Origin of the sequence: Paraburkholderia metrosideri (assembly GCF_904848625.1) — a bacterium.
Lineage (GTDB): Bacteria > Pseudomonadota > Gammaproteobacteria > Burkholderiales > Burkholderiaceae > Paraburkholderia > Paraburkholderia metrosideri.
This window is the reverse complement of the sequence record NZ_CAJHCP010000005.1, coordinates 1-23,319: the sequence shown is the minus strand read 5'-3', so window position 1 is coordinate 23,319 and position 23,319 is coordinate 1. Positions and strand designations below refer to the sequence as shown.

Annotated in this window: 16 protein-coding genes and 2 tRNA genes; 5 read left to right on the top strand and 13 right to left on the bottom strand. The window is 61.0% G+C overall.

The window, feature by feature from the left end; translation table 11 throughout:
• Nucleotides 1–63: 63 nt before the first annotated feature.
• The 10 genes from LMG28727_RS11355 to fdnG form a co-directional block, all read right to left on the bottom strand.
• Nucleotides 64–1,761 carry an electron transfer flavoprotein-ubiquinone oxidoreductase gene (locus LMG28727_RS11355; protein WP_407945840.1) on the bottom strand — a complete coding sequence of 566 codons (1,698 nt, stop codon included), beginning with the start codon at nucleotides 1,759–1,761 and terminating at the stop codon, nucleotides 64–66.
• Between the two features lie 13 nt (nucleotides 1,762–1,774).
• Nucleotides 1,775–3,565: an acyl-CoA dehydrogenase gene (locus tag LMG28727_RS11350; protein ID WP_201642427.1), complete on the bottom strand. Its 1,791-nt coding sequence runs from the start codon at nucleotides 3,563–3,565 to the stop codon at nucleotides 1,775–1,777.
• 481 nt (nucleotides 3,566–4,046) lie between these two features.
• Nucleotides 4,047–4,301, bottom strand: coding sequence for a 3-keto-5-aminohexanoate cleavage protein (locus LMG28727_RS11345; protein WP_201642426.1), 255 nt, complete (start codon nucleotides 4,299–4,301; stop codon nucleotides 4,047–4,049).
• Nucleotides 4,302–4,396: 95 nt separating this feature from the next.
• Nucleotides 4,397–4,492, bottom strand: a tRNA-Sec gene (locus tag LMG28727_RS11340).
• Between the two features lie 29 nt (nucleotides 4,493–4,521).
• On the bottom strand, nucleotides 4,522–6,435 hold the full coding sequence (gene selB / locus LMG28727_RS11335) for a selenocysteine-specific translation elongation factor (protein WP_201642425.1): 1,914 nt from the start codon (nucleotides 6,433–6,435) through the stop codon (nucleotides 4,522–4,524).
• Nucleotides 6,432–7,871 carry an L-seryl-tRNA(Sec) selenium transferase gene (gene selA / locus LMG28727_RS11330; RefSeq protein ID WP_201642424.1) on the bottom strand — a complete coding sequence of 480 codons (1,440 nt, stop codon included), beginning with the start codon at nucleotides 7,869–7,871 and terminating at the stop codon, nucleotides 6,432–6,434. Before selA ends, selB begins: the two co-directional genes overlap by 4 nt.
• A 33-nt stretch (nucleotides 7,872–7,904) precedes the next feature.
• On the bottom strand, nucleotides 7,905–8,930 hold the full coding sequence (gene fdhE, locus LMG28727_RS11325) for a formate dehydrogenase accessory protein FdhE (RefSeq protein ID WP_201642423.1): 1,026 nt from the start codon (nucleotides 8,928–8,930) through the stop codon (nucleotides 7,905–7,907).
• A gap of 116 nt (nucleotides 8,931–9,046) precedes the next feature.
• A complete protein-coding gene (locus LMG28727_RS11320) occupies nucleotides 9,047–9,703 on the bottom strand; it encodes a formate dehydrogenase subunit gamma (protein WP_201642422.1) in 657 nt (218 codons plus the stop codon).
• Nucleotides 9,681–10,622: a formate dehydrogenase subunit beta gene (fdxH, locus tag LMG28727_RS11315; protein WP_201642421.1), complete on the bottom strand. Its 942-nt coding sequence runs from the start codon at nucleotides 10,620–10,622 to the stop codon at nucleotides 9,681–9,683. Before fdxH ends, LMG28727_RS11320 begins: the two co-directional genes overlap by 23 nt.
• Nucleotides 10,623–10,631: 9 nt before the next feature.
• Nucleotides 10,632–13,700 carry a formate dehydrogenase-N subunit alpha gene (fdnG, locus tag LMG28727_RS11310; protein WP_201642420.1) on the bottom strand — a complete coding sequence of 1,023 codons (3,069 nt, stop codon included), beginning with the start codon at nucleotides 13,698–13,700 and terminating at the stop codon, nucleotides 10,632–10,634.
• A 290-nt stretch (nucleotides 13,701–13,990) separates the two neighbouring features.
• Between fdnG and LMG28727_RS11305 the strand changes: the two genes are divergently transcribed.
• The 4 genes from LMG28727_RS11305 to LMG28727_RS11290 all read left to right on the top strand — a co-directional run bounded on the left by LMG28727_RS11305 (nucleotide 13,991) and on the right by LMG28727_RS11290 (nucleotide 17,900).
• Nucleotides 13,991–14,248: a beta-xylosidase gene (locus LMG28727_RS11305; protein ID WP_201642419.1), complete on the top strand. Its 258-nt coding sequence runs from the start codon at nucleotides 13,991–13,993 to the stop codon at nucleotides 14,246–14,248.
• Nucleotides 14,249–14,538: 290 nt separating this feature from the next.
• Nucleotides 14,539–15,603 carry a selenide, water dikinase SelD gene (gene selD, locus LMG28727_RS11300; protein ID WP_201642418.1) on the top strand — a complete coding sequence of 355 codons (1,065 nt, stop codon included), beginning with the start codon at nucleotides 14,539–14,541 and terminating at the stop codon, nucleotides 15,601–15,603.
• A 148-nt stretch (nucleotides 15,604–15,751) separates the two neighbouring features.
• Entirely contained in the window at nucleotides 15,752–16,819 is a 1,068-nt protein-coding gene (mnmH, locus tag LMG28727_RS11295) for a tRNA 2-selenouridine(34) synthase MnmH (RefSeq protein ID WP_201642417.1), read from the top strand.
• A gap of 25 nt (nucleotides 16,820–16,844) precedes the next feature.
• Nucleotides 16,845–17,900, top strand: coding sequence for a permease (locus LMG28727_RS11290; protein ID WP_201642416.1), 1,056 nt, complete (start codon nucleotides 16,845–16,847; stop codon nucleotides 17,898–17,900).
• 352 nt (nucleotides 17,901–18,252) lie between these two features.
• Here LMG28727_RS11290 and dhaL read toward each other — a convergent pair whose 3' ends face one another.
• Together dhaL and LMG28727_RS11280 are read right to left on the bottom strand one after the other, a co-directional pair.
• The gene (dhaL, locus tag LMG28727_RS11285; protein ID WP_201642415.1) at nucleotides 18,253–19,956 is read right to left on the bottom strand and encodes a dihydroxyacetone kinase subunit DhaL; all 1,704 of its coding nucleotides are present in this window, start codon (nucleotides 19,954–19,956) and stop codon (nucleotides 18,253–18,255) included.
• A 282-nt stretch (nucleotides 19,957–20,238) separates the two neighbouring features.
• Nucleotides 20,239–20,315, bottom strand: a tRNA-Val gene (locus LMG28727_RS11280).
• Between the two features lie 1,910 nt (nucleotides 20,316–22,225).
• Between LMG28727_RS11280 and LMG28727_RS11275 the strand changes: the two genes are divergently transcribed.
• Nucleotides 22,226–22,690, top strand: coding sequence for a hypothetical protein (locus LMG28727_RS11275; RefSeq protein ID WP_201642414.1), 465 nt, complete (start codon nucleotides 22,226–22,228; stop codon nucleotides 22,688–22,690).
• 43 nt (nucleotides 22,691–22,733) lie between these two features.
• Here the strand turns inward: LMG28727_RS11275 and LMG28727_RS11270 are convergent.
• Nucleotides 22,734–23,319, bottom strand: a 586-nt coding sequence (locus LMG28727_RS11270; protein WP_236591730.1) for a hypothetical protein, incomplete at its 5' end; no start/stop codon positions are given.

Below are 23,319 nucleotides of genomic sequence, written 5' to 3'. Positions count from 1 at the left end.
CACTCCTCGAATTGCATCGTGCGAGCGGTGCGCTTTGCGCGAGTCCGCATCGCGATTCAACATTCACATGTTCGGATAGTTCGGACCACCGCCGCCCTCAGGCGTGACCCACACGATGTTCTGTGTCGGGTCCTTGATATCGCACGTTTTGCAATGCACGCAGTTCTGCGCATTGATCACCAGGCGCTCGGTGTTGTCGTCGTTCTTCACGAATTCATACACGGCAGCCGGGCAGTAACGCGCTTCGGGACCGGCATAGGTCTGCCAGTTCACGTTCACCGGCACCGACGGGTCTTTCAGCGTCAGGTGAGCCGGCTGGTTTTCTTCGTGATTCGTGTTCGAGATGAACACCGAAGAGAGCCGGTCGAACGTCAGCTTGCCATCGGGCTTCGGATACGTAATCGGCTTGCATTGCGAAGCCGGTTTCAGCATCTCGTGATCCGAATGCTGATGATGCAGCGTCCACGGCACATTGCCGCCCAGCAGCTTCTGCTCGATGCCGACCATCAGTGTGCCGAGATACAGGCCCTTGCTCATCCACTGCTTGAAGTTGCGCGCGCGGTGCAATTCAGTGTGCAGCCACGACGCCTTGAAGCTCTCCGGATAGGCCGTGAGTTCGTCGCTGGTGCGTCCACTCTGGACAGCATCAAAAGCAGCTTCAGCGGCCAGCATGCCGGTCTTGATCGCCGCGTGCGAACCCTTGATCCGCGATGCGTTCAGGAAGCCCGCATCGTCGCCGACCAGCGCGCCACCCGGGAACACCAGCTTCGGCAGCGACATCAGCCCGCCTGCGGTAATCGCCCGCGCGCCGTACGACACGCGCTTGCCGCCTTCCAGAATCGCGCGGATCGCCGGATGGGTCTTGTAGCGCTGGAATTCCTCGAACGGCGACAGATATGGATTCGAGTAACCGAGACCCACCACGAAGCCCACCATCACCTGGTTGTTGTCCATGTGATAGAGGAACGAGCCGCCGTAGGTGTCGTTCTCCAGCGGCCAGCCGGCGGTGTGCATCACCAGACCCGGCTTGTGCTTTGCCGGATCGATTTCCCACAGTTCCTTGATGCCGATGCCGTAGACCTGCGGATCGGCGTCTTCGCGCAGCTTGAACTTATCGTTTAGTTGACGGCCGAGGTGCCCACGCGCGCCTTCGCAGAACAGCGTGTACTTCGCGTGCAGTTCCATTCCGAGCTGGAAGTTCTCGGTCGGCTCACCGTCCTTGCCGATGCCGAGATTGCCGGTCGCGACGCCTTTGACCGAGCCGTCGTCGTTGTACAGAATTTCAGCCGCCGGGAAGCCCGGGAAAATCTCGACGCCCAGCGCCTCGGCCTGCTGACCGAGCCAGCGCGTGACATTGGCCAGCGAAATGACGTAGTTGCCGTGGTTCTTGAAGTTGTCCGGCAACGCCCACACCGGCACGCTCTTCGAGCCGGTTTCGGTCAGGAACAGGAACTTGTCTTCGGTCACGTCGACCGTCAACGGTGCGCCTTTTTCTTTCCAGTCCGGGATCAGTTCGGTGATCGCGCGCGGATCCATCACCGCGCCCGAGAGGATATGAGCCCCAATCTCCGAGCCTTTTTCCAGCACGCACACGCCCAGCTCGACGCCTTTGTCAGCCGCCAGCTGCTTCAGGCGGATCGCGGCGGACAGGCCAGCCGGGCCGCCGCCTACGATCACGACGTCGTATTCCATCGACTCGCGTGGACCGTATTCGTCGAGCCATCGCGAGGACGGATCGATCTGCCAATTTGCAATAGTCATGACGTCCTGCTCGTTAGAACTGATCCGCCGACAACGCCAGCACGCTCTCGCCACCCTTCGCGCTGACAATCGACGCTTCCAGCGCCGACGCCTGCGGCAACACATGCTCGGCGTAGAACTGAGCGGTCGCGATCTTCGCGCCATAGAACGAAGGATCTTCGTCACGCTTCTGAGCGGCTACGAGCAGCGAACGCGCCATCTGCCAACCGCCCAGCACGACGCCCGCCAGCTTCAGATACGGCACGCTGCCCGCAAACACCGCATTTGGATCGCTTTTCGTATTGGCCACGACGAAATCGACCACCGCGCTCAACGAATCATGGCCTTGCGCCAGGTACTTCTTCATCGAAGCGAACGCGGCGCCCTGTTGCGAACCCAGCGCCTCGACCGTTTCAGACACGCCCGCAAGCAGCGCCTTCGCCACCTTGCCGCCATCGCGCAAAGTCTTCCGGCCAATCAGGTCATTCGCCTGAATCGCCGTCGTGCCTTCGTAGATCGGCAGAATGCGCGCATCGCGGTAGTACTGCGCGGCGCCCGTTTCTTCGATGAAGCCCATGCCGCCATGCACCTGCACGCCCAGGCTCGTGACATCGATCGACAACTCCGTGCTCCAGCCCTTCACGATCGGCACGAGATATTCGTAGATCGCCTGATGTTCGGCGCGCGTCGCTTCGTCGGCATGTCGATGCGCGATGTCGCAATGCGCGGCCGCGACGTACGCCAGCGCACGCGACGCCTCGGTCAGCGAGCGCATGGTTGCCAGCATGCGACGCACGTCCGGATGCTGGATGATGGCGACCGACTGTTTCGCAGAGCCATCCACGGGACGGCTTTGCACGCGATCCTTCGCGTACGCCACTGCGTGCTGGTAAGCGCGGTCCGACACGCCGACACCCTGCATGCCAACCGCGAAGCGCGCCGCGTTCATCATGATGAACATATACTCGAGGCCGCGATTTTCTTCGCCAATCAGATGACCGATCGCGCCGCCATGGTCGCCGAACTGCAGCACGGCCGTCGGGCTCGCCTTGATACCGAGCTTGTGTTCAATCGACACGCAATGCACGTCGTTACGCTCACCGAGCGAACCGTCTTCGTTGACGAGAAACTTCGGCACGATGAACAGCGAAATGCCCTTCACGCCTTCCGGCGCATCGGGCGTGCGCGCCAGCACGAGATGGGCGATGTTCTTCGCCATATCGTGCTCGCCCCACGTAATGAAAATCTTCGTGCCGAACAGCCTGAACGAACCATCGCCCTGCGGCTCGGCGCGCGTGCGCACCAGCGCGAGATCGGAGCCGGCTTGCGGCTCGGTCAGGTTCATCGTGCCGGTCCATTCGCCGGAAATCAGCTTGGGCACATAGGTTTGTTTTTGCGCTTCTGTGCCGGCGGTGAGCAGCGCTTCGATCGCGCCGTCGGTCAGCAGCGGACACAACGCGAACGACAGGTTCGACGCGTTGAGCATCTCGACGCAAGGCGTCCCGATCAGCTTCGGCAGCCCCTGGCCTTCGTAGTCGAGCGGATGCTGCACGCCTTGCCAGCCGCCTTCGGCAAATTGCCGGAACGCTTCCTTGAAGCCGGGCGTTGCCGTGACCACGCCATCTTTCCAGCTACTCGGATTGCGATCGCCTTCGACGTTCAACGGCGCCAGCACCTCCCCGCACAATTTCGCCGATTCTTCGAGCACAGCCTGCGCCGTGTCCAGGTTCGCATCTTCGAAGCCGGGCAGCGTCGCGATATTGTCGAGACCGGCCAGCTCCTTCATCACGAACAGCATGTCTTTAATGGGCGCGGAATAACTCATCGCGTGTCTCCTTTTAATGGGTTTGACCAGTCAGGTGCGCTGCACGACGGACCAACTACCGCGCCTGACGCTTCAGATGTCGCATCCTAGCGCTCCAAAGCGCGTCGCCCAGTACCCAAAGCTGCCGATCGATTGACAAAACCTGCCGCTTTCCGGCTTTCGTCGACTTTGGGAGACAGGCGATGACTCGCACGTCGACTGGCAGATTCTGTCAATCGATCGGCCGGCCTTGCCAATGGCAAAGCGCGTCATCCGCCTATAATGGCATGCACAAACGTGCACGTTCCCAGCGCTATGACTGACGATCCAAGCTGATTTTTTAGTGACCGGATTGGCCAGCGCATCGTCGTGACGGCGAACGGAACGACCGCCGGGCGGCGAGTGGGCAAGCGACTGGATAGACCGCGCCTGCCACAGGATGGATGTGCGCAGCCCGATGTCGTTTTTATTGTTTTGAGCAACGCGACGCGCTCTCACCGCGTCAAAAGTCACGCTTTCTGATGTCGAGGCGCGCGGCGCCACGCGCGTCCCGCACCCCACTACAGTCGCGTTTGCCCCGGTCCTGCAGACGCAGCATCTGGCGCACTTGCGCCAGTGTGGCGATCTTGAAGCCGAGCCGCGTGAGTACGCCACGAATCATCGATATCTGTCCGGCAATGGAAGTCGCCTGCGTCCCCGAACCGATCGTGAGCGAATCCTCGCGGCCCACACCAACGTTGCCGCCAACGCACATCATGGGGCTCTGCGATGGGCGTGAAGACAGTGGTTCGTTTGAATTTGACCATCATGGCTACAGCACAGGCGGCACGGCGAAATTCGCGTAAAGCCTCATGGCGGAAAGCAGCCGGAGTCGAACCGACCTGAGAGCGTCTGACGCCCTCAACTGGGTTTGAAGCCCAGCCGTACCACCGGATACGAATGCCTTCCTACGGTGATTGAACTACATGAACTAAAAATCAAAGCAGATCCAGCCAACGACTATCCGTGCGCATCAAATGCAGTCCACGGTGAAAGCGAGTATACCCAACGCGATCGAAGAACTCCAAAAGCTGAATCGCGCGCTTTCGCCCCAATCCTGTGGCATCGCGAAACGGTGCCGCAGCCACGTTGCCCGCGTTCTTTTCTGCTTCGGCAGCCGCAATCAAAGCCAGTTCGCGAATCACATCCTGATGATAAAAAAGATCGCGCACGACCTGAAAAAGCTCGCCCTGCCGCGCGAGTGTGCGCATTAACTGGCGCATGCGATCTTCAGACACACCGTTTGCACTCGCCAGATCGCGCACCCACGGCGGATCGAAACGCCCCGCCTTCACCGCGGGCAGCAGCGCCGCCGCGAGCGTCTGATCAGCGGTGTCGAGCGTCACAGCGTGACTTGGCAAATGCAGCCACGGTCCGCGTTTCACAATCTCGCCGCGCGCGGCGGCATCGTCGACTAGTGCGCGCCAGAGCGCATCGTTCGCGAGCGGCGCAGCAATCCGCCGCAAACGCGATACGTCTGGCCCTAACTCATCCGGCGAGCGTTCGTGATATTGCGCGAGTGTTGCGATCAACCGCTCACCCAACGCTTGCCATAACGCATCGGCGACTAGCAGTGCATCGTGGCCAGGGAGTTCGACCACGCGCGTGCCCGACGGCAGCGCCAGAGCACTCGCCGGCCTACCCGTCAGCCGTTCCAGTAACTCACGCGACAAACCGTACGGCGCTCTCGCAAACATTGCGTCGAGCGTGCCGGTGTCGTGCATCGTCTGAATGGCATCGAGCCACGCGAGCCGCTCCGCCGAGCGGCGCTTGCGCGAAGGCGCGAACGGATCGAGCACCTGTCCGCCGCCGACCGTGCGGCTAGCCTGCGCATTGCGCACGACAAACCGGTCGCCCGGCAGCGCGCCAACCGGCCGTTCGAACACCAGTTGAACGCGCGCGCGCTGACCGGCACCGAGCGTTTCGCTCTCAAGCAAGGCGACATGCGCGACCTGATGCTGCGTACCGAGATGCACATGCAGCGGCGCCCAATGGTCTAGCGTCAGCGACGCGTCGGCTAGCAGGGCCAGCGTGACGTCGATCCGCTCCGATGCTTGCGACAGGCGTGGATCGACGATCCAGTCGCCGCGATCAATCGCGCTCTTCTCAATGCCTGCGAGGTTCAACGCGCAGCGCTCGCCAGCGTATCCAATCTCCGCGGGACGATTCTGCGCATGAATGCTGCGCACGCGCACCGGTTCATTTTTCGGCGCGAGCAACATCGTATCGCCGACCTTGACACTGCCGGCGACCACCGTGCCCGTCACGATCGTGCCCTGCCCCGCAAGCGTGAAAACCCGGTCGACGGCAAGACGGAACAATCCGTCAGCACGCCGCCTATGCCACGCCGTAGCCGCGTCATGCAGATACGATTTCAGCGCGGCCACGCCAGGATCGCCGGCTTGCGTCGCGCAGGTTTCGAACACGGGCGCGGCCTGCAGCACGCTGCCGCTCAGAAACGCGGTCACTTCGTTGTGCACGTCACGCACGCGCTGCGCGTCCACGCGATCCACCTTGGTCAACGCGACTGCGCCGCGTTGAATGCCAAGCAGTTCGACAATCGCCAGATGCTCGCGCGTTTGCGGCATCACGCCGTCGTCGGCGGCAATCACGAGGAGCGCGAAGTCGATTCCGCTCGCACCCGCCGCCATGGTGTGCACGAGCCTCTCGTGACCTGGCACGTCGATGAAACCGAGCACGTCGCCATTGTCGAGCGGCACATAGGCGTACCCCAGCTCGATCGAAATGCCGCGCGCCTTTTCTTCTTTCAAACGATCGGTGTCGACGCCCGACAGCGCCTTCACCAGACTCGTTTTGCCGTGGTCGATATGCCCGGCCGTACCGACGATCATGCGGATTCGCTCTTCAGTTGCCCGATCAGTTGCGCTTCGTCAGCCGCTTCGAGGCAGCGCAGATCGAGGCGCAATGCGTCGTCCGCGATCCGGCCGATCACGGGACGCGCCATCTCGCGCAGTTGTTTTTCCAGCGCGAGCAACTGCCGCCCACCGCGCTTGCCATCCGCCATTCTGACGACGAGGCCGTAGCTTGGCAGCACGTCGACCGGCAACGCGCCGCTGCCGATCTGACTGAACATTGGTTCCGACACCACCGCATAGCGTTCGCCAACCGCGCGCTGCAATGCCGGTTGTACGCGCTCTGCGGCAAGACGAATGTCTTCGGTGGCGCGCGTCAGCAGACGCAGCGTGGTGAGCCGCTCCACCAGTTTTTCCGGCGCGCGATAAAGCTGCAACACCGGTTCGAGCGCTGCGAGCGTCAACTTGCCGACGCGCAGCGCGCGCTTCAGCGGATGCTTCTTGATCTTCGCGATCAGATCGCGCCGTCCGACGATCAAGCCCGCCTGCGGACCGCCAAGCAACTTGTCGCCGCTGAACGTGACGAGGTCCGCGCCTGCCTCGATGGTTTCGCGCACGGTCGGTTCGCGCGGCAAACCCCACTGACTCAGATCGACGAGCGTGCCGCTGCCGAGGTCTACGGCAACCGCGAGGCCGCGCGCATGCGCGAGCGGCGCGATTTCGTTCAGGCTGACTTCTTTGGTGAATCCGCTGATCGCGTAATTGCTCGCGTGGACTTTCATCAGCAGCGCGGTGTGCGGACCGATGGCCTCGTCATAATCCTTCAGATGCGTGCGATTGGTCGTGCCGACCTCGCGCAGCTTCGCCCCCGCGCGGCTCATGATGTCGGGAATGCGAAACGCACCGCCAATTTCAACCAGCTCGCCACGCGACACGATCACTTCTTTCTTCGACGCCAACGCGGACAGCGTCAGCAGCACCGCCGCCGCGTTGTTGTTGACGACCGTCGCGGCTTCAGCGCCGGTCAATTCGCCAATGAGTTCGTCGATCAGATCGTCGCGGTCGCCACGTTTGCCGGTGTCGAGATCGAACTCGAGATTGGCGGGTTGCGTGAGCACCTTCATGACGGACTGCACGGCTTCGTCGGGCAACAGCGCTCGCCCGAGATTGGTGTGCAACACAGTACCGGTCAGATTGAAGACGCTGCGCAAACGTGACTCGTTGCGCTGGCGCAACGCACGCTCAACGGATACGCGAAGCTGCGCGACGTCGAGCGCGCTGATGGACGCTTCGCCCGCTTGCGCGTTGAGCGCACTGACGCGCCATTGGTCGAGCGCATCGCGTAACGCGCCGAGTACCTGCGTGCGGCCAAACTCATTCACCAAAGCCGCAAATTCGTCGGACGCGATCACCTTTTCTACCGACGGCACGCGTGCCATCAGCGCGCGCAATTCAGAGCCGCTTACGTCGCTCACGAAGCCATCCTTTTAGTCGTGCCCAGTCGCTGCTTAATCGGGATCACCCGCGGGATCACCCGCGGACTCACCAGCGGAATCGTCGGCGGAGTCACCGTCCGCCTGCTCCGGCCACAGCCACGGATGCGGTGACGCACGCCGGTAACCCTCCGCCCCCATCAGCAAATCCAGCGTGAGACTGGCGAGATCGTCCGCGAACGGCTCGAAATCGTAATCTTTCGACTGAATGCCGATTTTCCGGTAAGTATGGCATTCGTCGCACGATTCCGCCTTCAATGCGGCATTCTTCGATTCGGCTTCGCGAGTCGCCTCGTCCGCTTCCGGCGAGCCAACCACGTGGTAAGCAATGCCCTTGGTCGAATCGCAATTCGAGCATTTCGAGCGAACCATGTGCCATTCGGTCGAGCACAACCCGCATTGCAGATAACGGTAATTGTCATACGAGCCGCCCACGCGCAGGATGCTTGCCACCGGATGCGAACCGCACACGGGACACAAGCCGAGCGTTTCGAGATACGGCACCGCGCGCTTGTCGATGTCGGCGGCGAGGTCGGTCCACACCACCTGCAGCGCGGCCATGATGAGCGGCGCGCTTGCCGGGTCGACTTCGTCGAAACGCTGCGCGAAAATCGCGTCGGCCTGCGCTTCGAGCGTGGCGATGCCGGCGGTGCGCAAGCGGTCAAGCAGCGCTTCGAGCGGGGGCGTCAGCGGCCCCGCCGCCTGCAACCTGTCGAGCAACTGACGCAGCACGTCATGCCACGCTGGATCGCGCACGCCGGACAGCGCCGGGATCAGCGGCATCGAATGCTCCTGCGCACTCGCGATCAACTCGGGGCTCGGCGGTTGCGCCTTGAAGCCCACCATCACCGCCTGCTGCGCGTCGGCCAGCACCGCCATTAGCCGCAAGTAACCGGCGATCGGATTGTTGAGCGCCGCCAGTTGACGCAAACGCGCGGCGCGCGGCGCAAACACCGCGAGCCGTTCGGGCGTGCGGATGCGAGGAATCGACGTGTGATCGAGCGACTCGATATCGCCGGCTTCAAGAATGCGTTGAACCAAAGTATCGACCTCTGAAAACTGAAGAGCCGCCGCGGTTCTTCGACGAACGAGGGCGGCGGCTCATGGTGCCGTGCGCTCGACGACCCGCACGGCGTGACTTGCCTGAGACTGATCAGCTATTTGCCGATGATTTCCTTGAACCAGTTCGGATGATGCTTCCTCGCCCAGCCATATGTGACCGTACCGCGTGTCATCGCGCCGATCGATCCTTTGATCCACAACGCCGCGTAGATATGCACGACGATGCCGACGATCAGCACGAACGCAGCAGCCGCATGAACCAGCGCTGCGAAACGGATGACCTCGATCGGAAAATAGAACGAGAAATAGCGCCGCCAGATCACGATGCCGCTGGCGAGCAATGCCAGCAGGCACAGCACCATCGTAAAAAATAGCAGCTTTTGACCGGCATTGTACTTTCCGATGGCGGGCAGTTTTTCCTCGCGATTGTTCAAGACATCGCCGATCTGCTTCATCCATTGAATGTCATTGCGGTCGAGATAATTGTGATGCCAGAAGCGCAGCGCAAGAATCAGGAACGACAGGAACATCACGCAGCCGACGAACGGATGCAGAATCCGCGTCCATTGTCCGCCTCCGAAGATCGCGTAAAGCCATGACATGGCCGGATGAAACATTGCGAGGCCGGACAGCGCCAGCAACACAAACGTGATGGCGGTAATCCAGTGATTCGTGCGCTCGTTCGGCGTGTAGCGCTGGATCAGGCTATGGCCCTTCACGTCCTTCAGGTCAGTCTGCTCGGGGTGCTTCATTGGATGCCTCCCTTGAACGGCGTACTTCATCGGCTTCATGCTGGGCCTCGGCTTCATCGGCCTCCGACACCTCGTTCGGACCCACCCGCGTGTAATGGAAGAACCCGGCCACCGCCGCGAACGCGATACCCGCTAACGCCAACGGCTTTGCCAACCCCTTCCACACCGACACCATGATGCTGATCTTCGGATTGTCGGGCAAGCCGTGATACAGCGACGGCCGGTCAGCGTGATGCAGCACGTACATCACATGCGTGCCACCCACACCGGCCGGATCGTACAAGCCGGCGTTCTGAAAACCGCGTTCCTTCAGATCGACGATCCGGTCGGCCGCCTGCTGATGCATGTCCTCCTTGGTGCCGAACATGATCGCGCCGGTCGGACAGGTCTTCACGCAAGCCGGTTCTTGTCCCACCGCCACGCGATCCGAACACAGCGTGCACTTGTACGCGCGGTTGTCCTTCTTTGAAATGCGCGGCACGTTGAACGGGCAACCGGTCACGCAATAACCGCAGCCAATGCAGTTTTCCTCGTGAAAATCCACGATGCCGTTCGTGTACTGCACGATCGCACCCGGCGACGGACATGCCTTCAGGCAGCCCGGATCTTCGCAATGCATGCAGCCGTCTTTACGGATCAGCCACGACAGATCGCCTTCGGTGTTTTCGTATTCGGAGAACCGCATGACGGTCCACGAATGCTCGGTCAGATCGGCCGGGTTATCGTACACACCGACGTTCTCGCCGATCTCGTCGCGCAGGTCGTTCCACTCCATGCAGGCGGTCTGACATGCCTTGCAGCCAATGCACTTCGATACGTCGATGAGCTTGGCCACCGTGCCGGTGACCGGCTCCCGCACTTGCGGCGGGGGCGTGGTCGTTGCCGACAAACGTCTGATATCCAGTGATTGCAGTGCCATCTCTTTTCCTTATGCCTTTTCGACCTTGACGAGGAACGACTTGAATTCCGGAGTTTGCGAATTCCCATCGCCCACCGAGGGCGTTAGCGTATTGACGAGATAGCCCGGCTTCGTGAGTCCCTTGAAGCCCCAATGCAACGGCAACCCGACTGTCTGTACTTTCTTGCCTTCGATCATCAGCGTTTTGATCCGCTTGGTGACGAGCGCAACCGCAAAAATATGCCCGCGGTTGGACGACACCTTGACGCGGTCTCCCGCCACCACACCCACCTCTTTGGCCAGCTCCTCACCAATTTCCACGAACTGTTGCGGCTGGATGATCGCGTTCAGATGCGCGTGCTTGGTCCAGTAGTGAAAATGCTCGGTCAGACGGTAAGTGGTGGCCGTATGCGGGAAATTCTCGTGCGTGCCGAATGCTGCCTTGTCGTCCGGGAACACGCGGGCGGCCGGATTGCTGACCACCAGCTTGTTATCCGGATGCATCGGGTTGTAGCCGAGCGGCGTTTCGAACGGTTCGTAATGCTCGGGGAACGGCCCTTCTACCATCTGGTCACGCGAGAAGAAACGCGCCACGCCTTCCGGATTCATGATGAACGGGTTCATGCCGTTTTCAGGCGGCTCGTCGACCTTGAAGTCCGGAACGTCTGCGCCGGTCCACGCCGAGCCGTTCCACGCGATCAGCTTACGGGTTGGATCGAACGGTTTGCCGCTGACATCGCACGACGCGCGGTTATACAGAATGCGACGGTTCACCGGCCAGGCCCACGCCCAGTTCAGCGTATTGCCGATACCGGTTGGATCCGAGTTGTCGCGCCGGCCCATCTGGTTGCCCGCCTGGGTCCAGGCGCCGCAGAAGATCCAGCAACCGCTCGCCGTGCTGCCGTCGTCGCGCAGCAGCGCAAAGCTCGCCAGTTGTTCGCCTTTTTTGGCGAGCACTTTGGTTTTGTCGGCCGGGTCGGTGACGTCGGCCAGCGCCTTGCCGTTGAACTCCATCGCGAGTTCTTCAGGGGTCGGGCTTTCCGGGTCGACGTATGGCCAGCTCATGTTCAGGATCGGATCGGGATACTTGCCGCCGTCCTTTCGATAAGCGTCACGCATGCGCAACCACAACCCCGACATAATCTCAAGATCGCTCTTCGACTCGCCAGGGCCGTCCGCGCCTTGCCAGTGCCATTGCAACACCCGGCTCGAACTGACCAGCGAACCGCGCTCCTCCGCGAAACAGGTGGTGGGCAAACGGAATACTTCAGTCTGGATCGACGCTGTGTCGACGTCGTTGAACTCGCCGAAGTTTTTCCAGAACTCCGACGTTTCCGTGGCGAGCGGGTCCATGATGACGAGCCACTTCAGCTTGGCCAGACTCGCGCCGATTTTCGCCTTGTTCGGCGCCGCGGCGAGCGGGTTGAAGCCCTGCGCGATGTAGCCGTTCATCTTGCCTTGATTCATCAGCTCAAAGACTTGCAGCAGGTCATACGACTTATCGAGCTTCGGCAGATAGTCGTAGCCGAAGTTGTTTTGCGCAGTCGCGTTATCGCCCCACCACGATTTCATAAAACTGACATGGAACGCGCGGTAGTTGCGCCAGTAACTCAACTGGTTCGGTCGCAACGGCTGGGTCGCGCGTTGTGCGATGAAGGCGTCGAAATCCTGTTCGGCTTCCATCGGCAGGGTCATGTAGCCCGGCAGCAGATTCGACATCAGGCCGAGGTCAGTCAAGCCTTGAATGTTCGAGTGACCGCGCAACGCATTCATGCCGCCGCCTGCGATGCCGATATTGCCGAGCAGCAACTGCACCATCGCGCCCGTGCGGATGATCTGCGCGCCGACCGAGTGATGCGTCCAGCCGAGCGCGTACAGCACCGTGCCGGCACGGCCGGGCACCGCCGTCGACGCCAGCATCTCGCACACGTGAAGGAACTTGTCCTTCGGCGTACCGCAGATGCGCTCGACGTGCTCGGGCGTATAGCGCGAGTAATGCTGTTTCAGCAGTTGATAGACGCAACGCGGATGCTGCAACGTCGGGTCGACTTTGGCAAAGCCGTCGTCACCACGTTCGTAGTCCCACGAGCTTTGATCATATTTGCGCTTGTCAGCGTCGTAACCGGAATACAGACCGTCAGCAAACGTAAAGTCGTCGCGGACGATGAACGACATGTCCGTGTAGTTCTTCACGTACTCGTGCTGGATCTTGTCGTTGGTGATCAGATAGTTGATCACCCCGCCCAGGAACACGATGTCTGAGCCGGTGCGAATCTGCGCGTAATAGTCCGCTACCGACGCCGTGCGCGTAAAGCGCGGGTCGACCACGATCAGTCGCGCCTTGCGGTGCGCTTTTGCTTCCGTCACCCACTTGAAGCCGCACGGGTGCGCCTCGGCCGCATTGCCGCCCATCACGAGAATCACATCCGCGTTCTTGATGTCGACCCAATGGTTCGTCATCGCTCCACGGCCAAACGTCGGGGCAAGACCTGCCACCGTCGGGCCGTGTCAGACACGTGCTTGATTGTCGAATGCGAGCATGCCAAGACTGCGGACAGTCTTGTGCGTCAAATACCCTACTTCATTGCTACCGGCCGATGCTGCAAGCATGCCGGTGGTCAGCCAGCGGTTGACCTTCTTGCCGTCTTCGGTCGTTTCGACGAAGTTGGCGTCGCGGTCTTCCTTCATCAGCTTCGCGATGCGGTCGAGTGCGTCTTGCCACGAAATACGCGTCCACTCATTCGATCCGGCCGCGCGATATTCGGGATACTTCAGACGGCTCGGACTATGAATGAAGTCGATCAGGCTCGCGCCCTTCGGGCAAAGCGTGCCGCGATTGACCGGATGGTCGGGATCGCCCTCGATGTGAATGATGCTGGACTTCGCGTTCTTCGCGTTGTCGCCCAGTCCGTACATCAGGATGCCGCAGCCCACGGAACAGTACGGGCAAGTGTTGCGGGTTTCGGTTGTGCGCGACAATTTGTATTGACGGACTTCCGCTAACGCGGGTGTCGGCGAGAAGCCCATGAGGGCGAGACTCGATCCGGCGAGCGTGGTTGCGGAGACCTTTAGAAATTGTCGCCGGGACATATGGGTCATTGAATGGCCTCGGCTCTTTCGGGATACTGATGATGATTATAGATGCCGAGATGGAGTCGTGCAGCGTCGAATGGCTCGCCGACAACACCGACAAATATGAAATGAAACAGCCGGTTGAGGGCCGGGCATTATTTCTGCTGCATAAGTGAGCGCCCAATCAAATCTCTACATGGACGATTGCTCTCACTATGGCCCGTCTGAATGTCCTCTTCGATTTCAAACGCTCTTTTTATCTCCGGGCGAAACTCCGCGCATCCGCAGCTTGCGCTTCATTCTTGCTCGGCGGTGCAATGATCGTTGCAAGCGACGCAAGCTTCGCGCAGATCACGCAAGGGAACGGCTCGTCGCAACAGGAGAATCGCACCTCGGCAATGGGCTCCACGCCTGATCCGGCGGCGTCGATGGTGCATGAATCGAAGAAGCCCCAGACGAAAGACGGCGGATCGGCTAACGCTCGCGGCAAGACGGCGGGACCGGATCAGAAGCCGCACGGTGCTGGTAGTTTCGACAATGGCTTGTATGGCACAGGCGCGGGCAGTAACAAGTAGCAAGCAGCACGCCGTGACAAACACGCGTATCAAACGCTTGAGTTGAGCCGGCCTGTCGATTTGTCGTACGGTTACGGAGGGCGGTGCGCTGGGGTCCGGGGCGCCGCGAAGAAAATGTTAAATATTGTCGCGCCATAGCCTATTTGGCAGACGATGCAGAAACGCGATAAATTTTTTCGATGTCGTCGGCGGATTTCGATCAAGCGCGTGTGAGCCACGCGCCCGGTTCCTGCGCCATGCACGAACAACCATCATAATGCGGTCATTCGAAGCCCGACATTCGCGCCATCATGACCGACACCATCGCCCAAACCAACCAGTCGCCCCGCCTCACCAGCCTCTCGCACGGCGGCGGGTGCGGGTGCAAGATCGCCCCCGGACTACTCGCCGATCTGCTTAAGCGCAGCGCGCCGTTGCCTTTCTTTCCCGACCTGCTGGTTGGCAACGATACCGCCGACGACGCCGCCGTCTATAAGCTCAACGACGACCAGGCGATCGTCGCCACCACCGATTTCTTCATGCCAATCGTCGACGACCCGTTCGACTTCGGCCGGATCGCCGCGACCAACGCGTTATCCGATGTGTATGCGATGGGCGGCAAGCCGATCATGGCGCTCGCGATCGTCGGCATGCCGATCAACGTACTGCCGCATGACGTGATTGCGGCGGTGCTGAAGGGCGGCGAGTCAGTGTGCGCCGAAGCAGGCATTCCGCTCGCGGGCGGTCATTCGATCGATTCAGTCGAGCCGATCTACGGGCTCGTGGCCATCGGCGTGGTCGATCCGAAGCGCATCAAACGCAACGCAGGCGCGCAGGCCGGCGATGTGCTGATTCTCGGCAAGCCGCTCGGCGTCGGCATTCTGTCGGCGGCACTGAAGAAAGACCAGCTCGACGCCGCGGGCTACGCCGCGATGATCGGCGCAACGACCAAGCTGAACCGGCCGGGCGCGGACCTGGCCCGACTGGACGGCGTGCATGCGCTCACGGACATCACCGGGTTCGGGCTGCTCGGCCACACGCTTGAACTGGCGCGCGGGTCGAACCTGACTGCACGCGTGCGTTATGCGGATCTACCGTGGTTGCCGCAGGTGGTCGATCTGGCGGAGGCCGGTATTTTTACCGGCGCTTCGGGGCGCAACTGGGACGCGTACGGTAAGAATGTCGGCTTGACATCGAGCCTACCGTCGACGGCCCGCGCGTTGCTCACCGACCCGCAAACGTCAGGCGGCCTGCTGGTTTCATGTGCGCCGGAGTCGGTCGACGAAGTGCTCGCGCTGTTCCACGCCGATGGATTCGGCAACGCGTGCGTGATCGGCGAGATGGTGAACGGCGAAGCGCGCGTCGAAGTGGCGTGAAATACAAGCCGGCGATATAACACTAGGCCGACGCTGCGGTGTGCGAAACGCCGTAGCGTGTCGGACCATCAGCAGCATCTAACCGGCCGCCGCTACCGCGCATGCGATAATTTCGACTTCCCGCCGTAGACCGCTTCGTCCCTATCTCTTGAAAAATCTTCTCGTCAGCCTGGAAAAAGCAGGTGATTTCGATGAAATCATCGATGTCCGCACGCCGCTTGAGTTTGCGGAGGACCACATACCAGGCGCAATCAACGCGCCCGTGCTGAGCAACGAGGAACGTGTTTTAGTCGGCACGACCTACAAACAGGTGTCGCCGTTCGAAGGTACGCGGATCGGCGCGGCGTTGGTCGCGCGCAATATTGCGCATCATCTGGAAACGACTTTTGCCGACCGCCCGCGCAGCTGGCGGCCGCTCATTTATTGCTGGCGTGGCGGCAAGCGCTCGGGTTCGGTCACGACGCTGTTCAATATGATCGGCTGGCCGGCCCGTCAACTGGACGGCGGCTACAAGAGTTATCGGCGCGCGACGCTCGACACGCTCCACGCGTTGCCCGCCACCTTCAGCTACATCGTGCTGGTCGGCCCAACCGGCAGCGGCAAGACGCGCTTACTCACGGCGTTGAGCCAGGCGGGCGCACAGACGCTCGACCTCGAAGCGCTCGCGTCGCATCGTGGTTCGCTGCTCGGCGCATGGACGGGCGTGCCGCAGCCGTCGCAGAAACGTTTCGACACATTGCTCGTGAGCGCACTGCGCAGTCTCGATTCCGCGCGCCCGGTGTTCGTGGAAGCGGAGAGCCGGCGCATCGGTTCGGTCACGCTGCCGCTTGCACTACTCGAGACGTTTCATCGAGGCGCGTGCATCGAGGTGCTGTCGAGCCGCGAAGATCGCGCGACATTTCTGCAGCACGACTATGCGCATCTGTTCGACGATCCCGAATCGCTGAAAGGCCAACTGCAACGCATGATCGGTCTGCACAGCCGGGAGCGCGTGCTGGGATGGCAACAACTCGTCGACGAAAACCGGCGTGCCGAGCTCGCCCACGAGTTGATCGGGCGGCACTATGATCCGGCCTACGCACGCAGCAGTCACGCGCATTTCGTCGAACTACCGCGTGCAGTGCAATGGAATTTCCGCCCTAACGACGCGAACGTCGTCGACCAGGCAAAAGCACTGCTTGCGCAGCTGGACCGCAGCGCGCTCGTGGTGATCTGATTAAAAACCCACGCTAGAGACCATCATGCAAACAACCGTTAGACAACCCCGTGCCGCGCTTGGCTGGATCGTCTTTCTGCTGATCGCCGTCGTCGGCCTCTTCTATGTGAAGTGGTTCCCGTACTACAACCGTGCGTTCGTCGCGGCAAACCAGCACTCGATCGGCAAATCGATTCTGATGGGCACCTCGGCTAGCGCGCCCGTACCGTCGTTGCAAGCCGCGTTCGATTACGCCCTCGCCTACGGCAAGGCAATCTGGCAAGCAATGGTGCTCGGACTTCTGCTGGGTTCGGCGGTGCAGGCGTTGATTCCACCGCAATGGGTCGCGCGTGCGCTCGGACGCAGCGATTTCAGCAGCGTCGTGAAGGGCGGCTTGATGTCGTTGCCGGGCATGATGTGCACCTGCTGCGCGGCACCGGTCGTCGCCGGGTTGCGCGCGCGTCAGGCCGCGCCGGGCGCGGCGATCGCATTCTGGCTCGGCAACACCGCGCTGAATCCGGCCACACTGATCTTCATGGGCTTCGTGCTCGGCTGGCAATGGATGGGCCTGCGGCTCGCGCTGGGCATCGTCATGGTGTTCGGCCTCGGCTATCTGGTGAACCGCATGGTCACGCCGAAAGAGGCCGAAGCATCGCGTGACGAAATGGCCCGGCTGATCACCATTGACGAATCCGGTACGGCGTTTTCACGCTGGGTGAAAATCCTCGGCGCGATGACGCTGCGGCTCGTGCCCGAATACATCGTGCTGGTGCTGATTCTCGGCGCGGCACGTGCGTGGCTGTTTCCGCACATTGGGCCCAACATCGATAACAGCTTGCTGTGGATCGTCGCGTTGTCGATCGCCGGCACGCTGTTCGTCATTCCAACCGCGGGTGAAGTGCCGATCATTCAGGCGATGCTGTCGTTTGGCATGGCCGCCGGTCCTGCCGGCGCGTTACTGATGACGCTGCCGCTGATTAGCGTGCCGTCAATGGCCATGCTGGGACGTTCGTTCCCACGACGCGTGCTGACGGTCGTGGCAGTGGCCGTGCTGGTGTGCGGCGTGGTGAGCGGGTTATTGGCGGTGGCTTTGGGCTTTTGACTCTGGGCTTTTCAAGTATGAAACGTATCGCCGCATTCGCTGTGACGAGTTGGTCGGCGGCAGGACTGCTTTATTTCGGGCAGCATTCTGTCGCGCTGATTGTCGTGAGTGGAGTCGTCGCGCTGGCCGGGTTTGATCTGCTTCGCCCCTGACCGAAATAATGTCGGAACGCCGGGTGTCTGCTACTGACCCGCCGCTCCTTCATTACAGGTTCAACTGTCTGGGCGCGGACCTGTTCTGGATGAATGGCGTGCGCGCGCCCACTGACATCTTTAGCTTGGGCCTGTCTGGCCAGTTCGCGGGCACCTCATAACGCTCGCGTTTTCCAGAAGCAGCGAGCGCGCCGCTCCATTCAATTGGCGAGTGCCTCGCGAATCGCGGCCAGCCACAAAGCCACCGCATGCGCGCCCGGGTCCGCGTGACCCAGCGCGCGATCGCCGACATAACTCGACCGCCCCCGCCGTGGATGCATCGACGCGGTTTGCGAGGTGCCTTCGGTGGCTGCCTCGACTGCGGTCTTTAGGGCAGCGTCAACGGTTTCCTGATGGGCGAGCGCTGACTGCAATGCATCGGCGGCGGGCTTCAGCGCGTCGACCATCGTGCGATCACTGGGACGCGCACCGCCGAGTTCCATCAGTCCTTCGACACCTGCGCTAAATGCAGCAGCCCATTCGTTCGCCGTCGAGCCGCCCGATTGCTCGAGCGCCACCGCTGCGCGCAACAGCATCACCGCGTAGAGCGGCCCCGAGGTTCCGCCGACAACCCGCCTTAGCGTCGCGGAAACGCGGCGCAGCACGGCGCCTGGCGTCGTCGCAGCGGGATATCCATCGATCTCCTGCAACACCGCACGCGCGCCGCGAGACAGGCTGATACCCAGATCGCCATCGCCGACGCGTTGATCCATCTCCGTCAAGGTCGGCTCCGCTTTCAGCAGACACGCGCAAACAGCCTCGATCGCGTGACGCAACGTCGCTTCACGCGCGAGTGTCGGACCACTTGCGTGATCCGGCGTAATGGGTGCGGGCCGCACCGAGACCTGCGCGACGCGCCCGCTCAACGCGGGCCACGCGCTGGTATGCGCGGCGGCGTCGAGCCAGCCGAGCCGCTCGTCGTCCACACGCAGTAGAGACAACGAAATACCCGCCATTTCCAGCGCGCTCAGAAACGTGCCGGCCCATGCGCGCTCGATCTTGATACCGTGTTCGGCCAGATAGCGCAGCGCGGACCCCGCCACTATGCTCATTTCGCTCGATGGCGTGCCGCCCAGATTATTCACGAGCAACACCGCGCGCTCACCATGGTGCAGCGACAGGTCGTCGATAATCTTCGCCAGCAGCTTGCCGACGATCGCATCCGCCGATTCCATCGCGCCACGTTCTACGCCAGGCTCGCCATGAATGCCGAGCCCCCATTCGATTTCGTTATCGGCGAGTTCGAACCCTGGCTTGCCAGCGGCGGGCACCGTGCACGGCGTGAGCGCGACACCCATCGTGCCGAGCGATGCCGCGACATCGCGCGCGATTCGCGCAACTTCCGTCAACGGACGCCCCGCTGCGGCCGCCGCTCCTGCGATCTTATGGACCAGCACGGTCCCCGCCAGCCCACGACGGCCTGCGTGATCGCCGCTCGCGGTCAGTGCGACGTCATCGGCCACGATCACCATTTCCGTCGGAATGCCCTCGGCGCGCGCGATCTCGGCGGCGAGGCCAAAGTTGAAGCGGTCGCCCGTGTAGTTCTTCACGATCAGCAACGTGCCTGCACGGCCGGCCACTGCGCGTATCGCGTCGAGCACGGCGTCAGTGGAAGGTGAGGTAAAAACTTCGCCCGCTACCGCCGCACTCAGCATGCCATGACCCACATAGCCGCCGTGAGCGGGTTCGTGGCCCGAGCCGCCGCCGGAGATCAACGTGACCTCGCCGCGGGCCGCTACGACCTCAGCATCGGCCCGTACGACGATTGTGCCGCCTTGCAGCAGCGAGAGGTTGGGATTGAGCGCCGCGAGTCCATCGAGCATGTCGGGGACGACTGCGGAGACGTCGTTGATGAGCTTCTTCATTGCATCAGCGTCCTTTGAAAACTGCCGGCGCTGCGTTACGCGCTCACGGCAGGTTGTTCAGTGGCGAAGCAGTGGCGAATCGGTGTCTATTCGGTGGGAAGCGGAAAGGCTTAACTGTACCGCGCATTGGAAAACAGCGAAGTAATACGGCAGACGTGGACGCGCAAAAGCATCCGCGAAAGAAAGGGACTTTTATAAAACGGAGTGGCGATACTGAAGAGAGAAACTTAGATATGGCAGTGGGCGAAAGCGGAACCGCTTTCGCCCACGTCACATATTCGTTGGTAGGCTCGATTGGATTCGAACCAACGACCCCCACCATGTCAAGGTGGTGCTCTAACCAACTGAGCTACGAGCCTTTAGAGAGCGCGAATTATAGAGAGTCCTCGCGCTCAGCACAACCCCTGAGTGCGATTTTATGTGGATGTGGATGCGTCGTTTCGGTTTGCTGGTGGGGCTGTGCGCCCGCGGAGCCTCCGTATTTCAGCGGATAAGCCAGCGGCGTTAGGTGCTTGAATGTGAATAGATTGAAGGCGGAACTGGTTTCGCCATGGTTATCGCGCTCCGTTGGCCAGGTCTTCCATTTACTTTCGTGCGCTGCGTCGTCTCGTCGATTGCCAACGGTGGCCGAGTGCGCGTTGCAGTACTTCAATAGTCGCAGCGTGAATTTGAAGCGCGGGTTCTGCTTGATATCGGCTTCGAAATATGGGGGATTTGTGTGGGGCGTCGGGGACTCACTACTCAGTCGAATAACGTGGCGCTAGCTTTGCGAACGCTTGATTCATGTTTGAACGCACTTGCGCAGTCATCTGGGTTCTTCATCATTGGTACGACTCGCGAATCCTTGTGGTTGATGCATAGGGTGAATTTTTGTGGCTCTTTATCTGGGTGTTGGTGTTGGTGTTGGTGTTGGTGTTGGTGTTGGTGTTGGTGTTGGTGTTGGTGTTGGCGGCCAATATGCATAACACTTCGAGACCCGATAACACTCGATAACGGCTGTCGGACTCACCGCAGGCGAGTGGTATATCAGTGCCTGGGCGACACACGGATCATGCCCCGAGTCGCGGCACTCGACGAAGATACTGGCGATTACATCGTGTCGCCGCTCTTCTGCATCCAGTCGAGAAAGCAATCTCGCACATACCAATCTACTTACGCCAGTACGCGCCGACACTCGCGGATTTTTCGCGTCAGTCTGCGCGAGTCGCATGAGGCTATTTCAGAGCCGTATGCCCCGTCGATGTAAGTCGGCATACGCGACTGCGGTTGTGGCCATCAACTTGCATCGATGCTTTCTCGCGATAAAAGCGACATCAGCGCTTACGACGCGTATGTCGAGAGAGCGGTCTTTGATCGGATGGTTTACGGAGGGTGCCTGTGTCATTGTCCGGATAAACGACTACGTCCTCTTTGATGAGGTAGTGAACAGGTCGGCTCTGCAAAATGCGCAACGCGAGGGGCAGCATGTGTGTCGACGGAGAGCGTACCACCACGAGTGCCGACAGAAAGTTGCTCCACGCCTGACTGAAGCGGATCAGGCCGAGCGTGCCCAACGCCAAACCGAGCAGTGGCAGAACGGTGTGCACGTTGCGTCCAACTTCAAAGTTCGGCTCGACGTGCAGAATCGTCTCGAGTTTTGGTAGATCAACGTGAGTTACGCCACGACCTCTTCGACAATCATGGACGTGAGCCAGCTAAGTGGACTTCCGACAGACGAGGGAGTTTGCTGTTCGTTGCCGAATAACTGCACACCCGCACGCCTGCACCGTTCGTTCATACGCGAAGAAATGCGGTGGATATCGCGCCATCGCCGCTGGCGAATCTTTACGAACGAGGATCAGCGAGTTTTTCGACTGTGAACAAACAAGAAACGACTCGATGCTCAGATGCGACGCATGCATGGTAGGAAGTGATCTTGTGCGCCGGCGTCCGGTAACGTTCGAATGTTCGAATTAACCGCTTCAAAATTGTGCATCTGGAGGATGCGATTTCGTTGCCTTCAGAGCGCACATCGGGCTTGCGATCGTTACCCGGTGTCGCACGGACGCGCCCTACGCGAACGAACGCATAGCGGTTTGAAGGGTGGTCGAAGTCCATTGCTTGGGTCAACTGAAAAGATGCGCGCACCATCTCAGGTGCCGGCAAATCTGGTGGGATTCGAGTTACCCGCCGAAGTCGGGGCCCATACCGTGAAGTATGCGCAGCGAGGGCTCAATCTTTTACGGAGCGCGCCGTTATTGCATCTGCACAGGCATAACATTGGATCCTCATGGCACAACCTATCCCTTTATCCCGGAGTGGCGGCGCGGCACGCGCACGGCATGCCAAAGCCATGCTGCTACCCCTCCCGCGGCAAGTCGCCGACGACCTGGCGCTACGCGTGCACCTCTCACTCGATATATTGCGTCGGGGTCTCGGCGGCATAACCGACGCACAAACGCTCACGCAGATCATGCTGCTCACGGGATTTCTGGCCGAATCTGACTTTGGTACGGTGACCGGCGAGGAACTCAGTGCAGCAGACCGCGCTGTAGCAGCGGTGTTCGATGTCGGCAGATTGACTGACAAATGGCATTTGGACGACGCCGGATTTATGCTTTTTGCGAGGATCGCAACAAGTTACGACCGACAACTGCGTAGCGCGCCACTTTGGGTCGTCACGGACGCTAGCGAACGACTCGACCGCTTTATTGCTGGCGTGCCAGATCAAACACCGATGCGCAAGCAGGCTTAGTCAATTTGACAGTCGCGGTAGCGTGACGGGGACGCTTAATTGATCACTTCGTCTTGTAGAAGCAGTGGCGAGGCTGGCTCTCGGTGTGCCGGTGTCGACGGTTGCGGTTGCGGTTGCGGTTGCGGTTACGGTTACGGTTACGGTTACGGTTACGGTTACGGTTGCGGTTGCGGTTGCGGTTACGGTTGCGGTTGCGGTTGCGGTTGCGGTTGCGGTTGCGGTTGCGGTTGCGGTTGCGGTTGCGGTTGCGGTTGCGGTTGCGGTTGCGGTTGCGGTTGCGGTTGCGGTTGCGGTTGAACCGGATTATCAGGCTTTGAGCGCGTTTATTTCGATGGTCAGGAAGACGCTGGGGCCTATGCCGCAGCGGTATCTGCGGCGGGAGGGGTGCCGGAAGTGTTCCCGGGCGGGGGTGGTCGCACGCGTAGTGGTTACGCGTTGGCCTGAGATCCGGCCGTGGATGCGCCCGCCAATGGTCTGCTGACAGCAATGACTGCCCCGGTCGGGCGCGTGTACAGGAGTGCACCGCCGGACTGAAGGCGGCCCCCGCGGGCGCGACCACATCGACCGATGCGACGGCCAGAAACGCAAAAACCCCACCTTGTTGGGGTGGGGTTTCTGGACATGCTGGG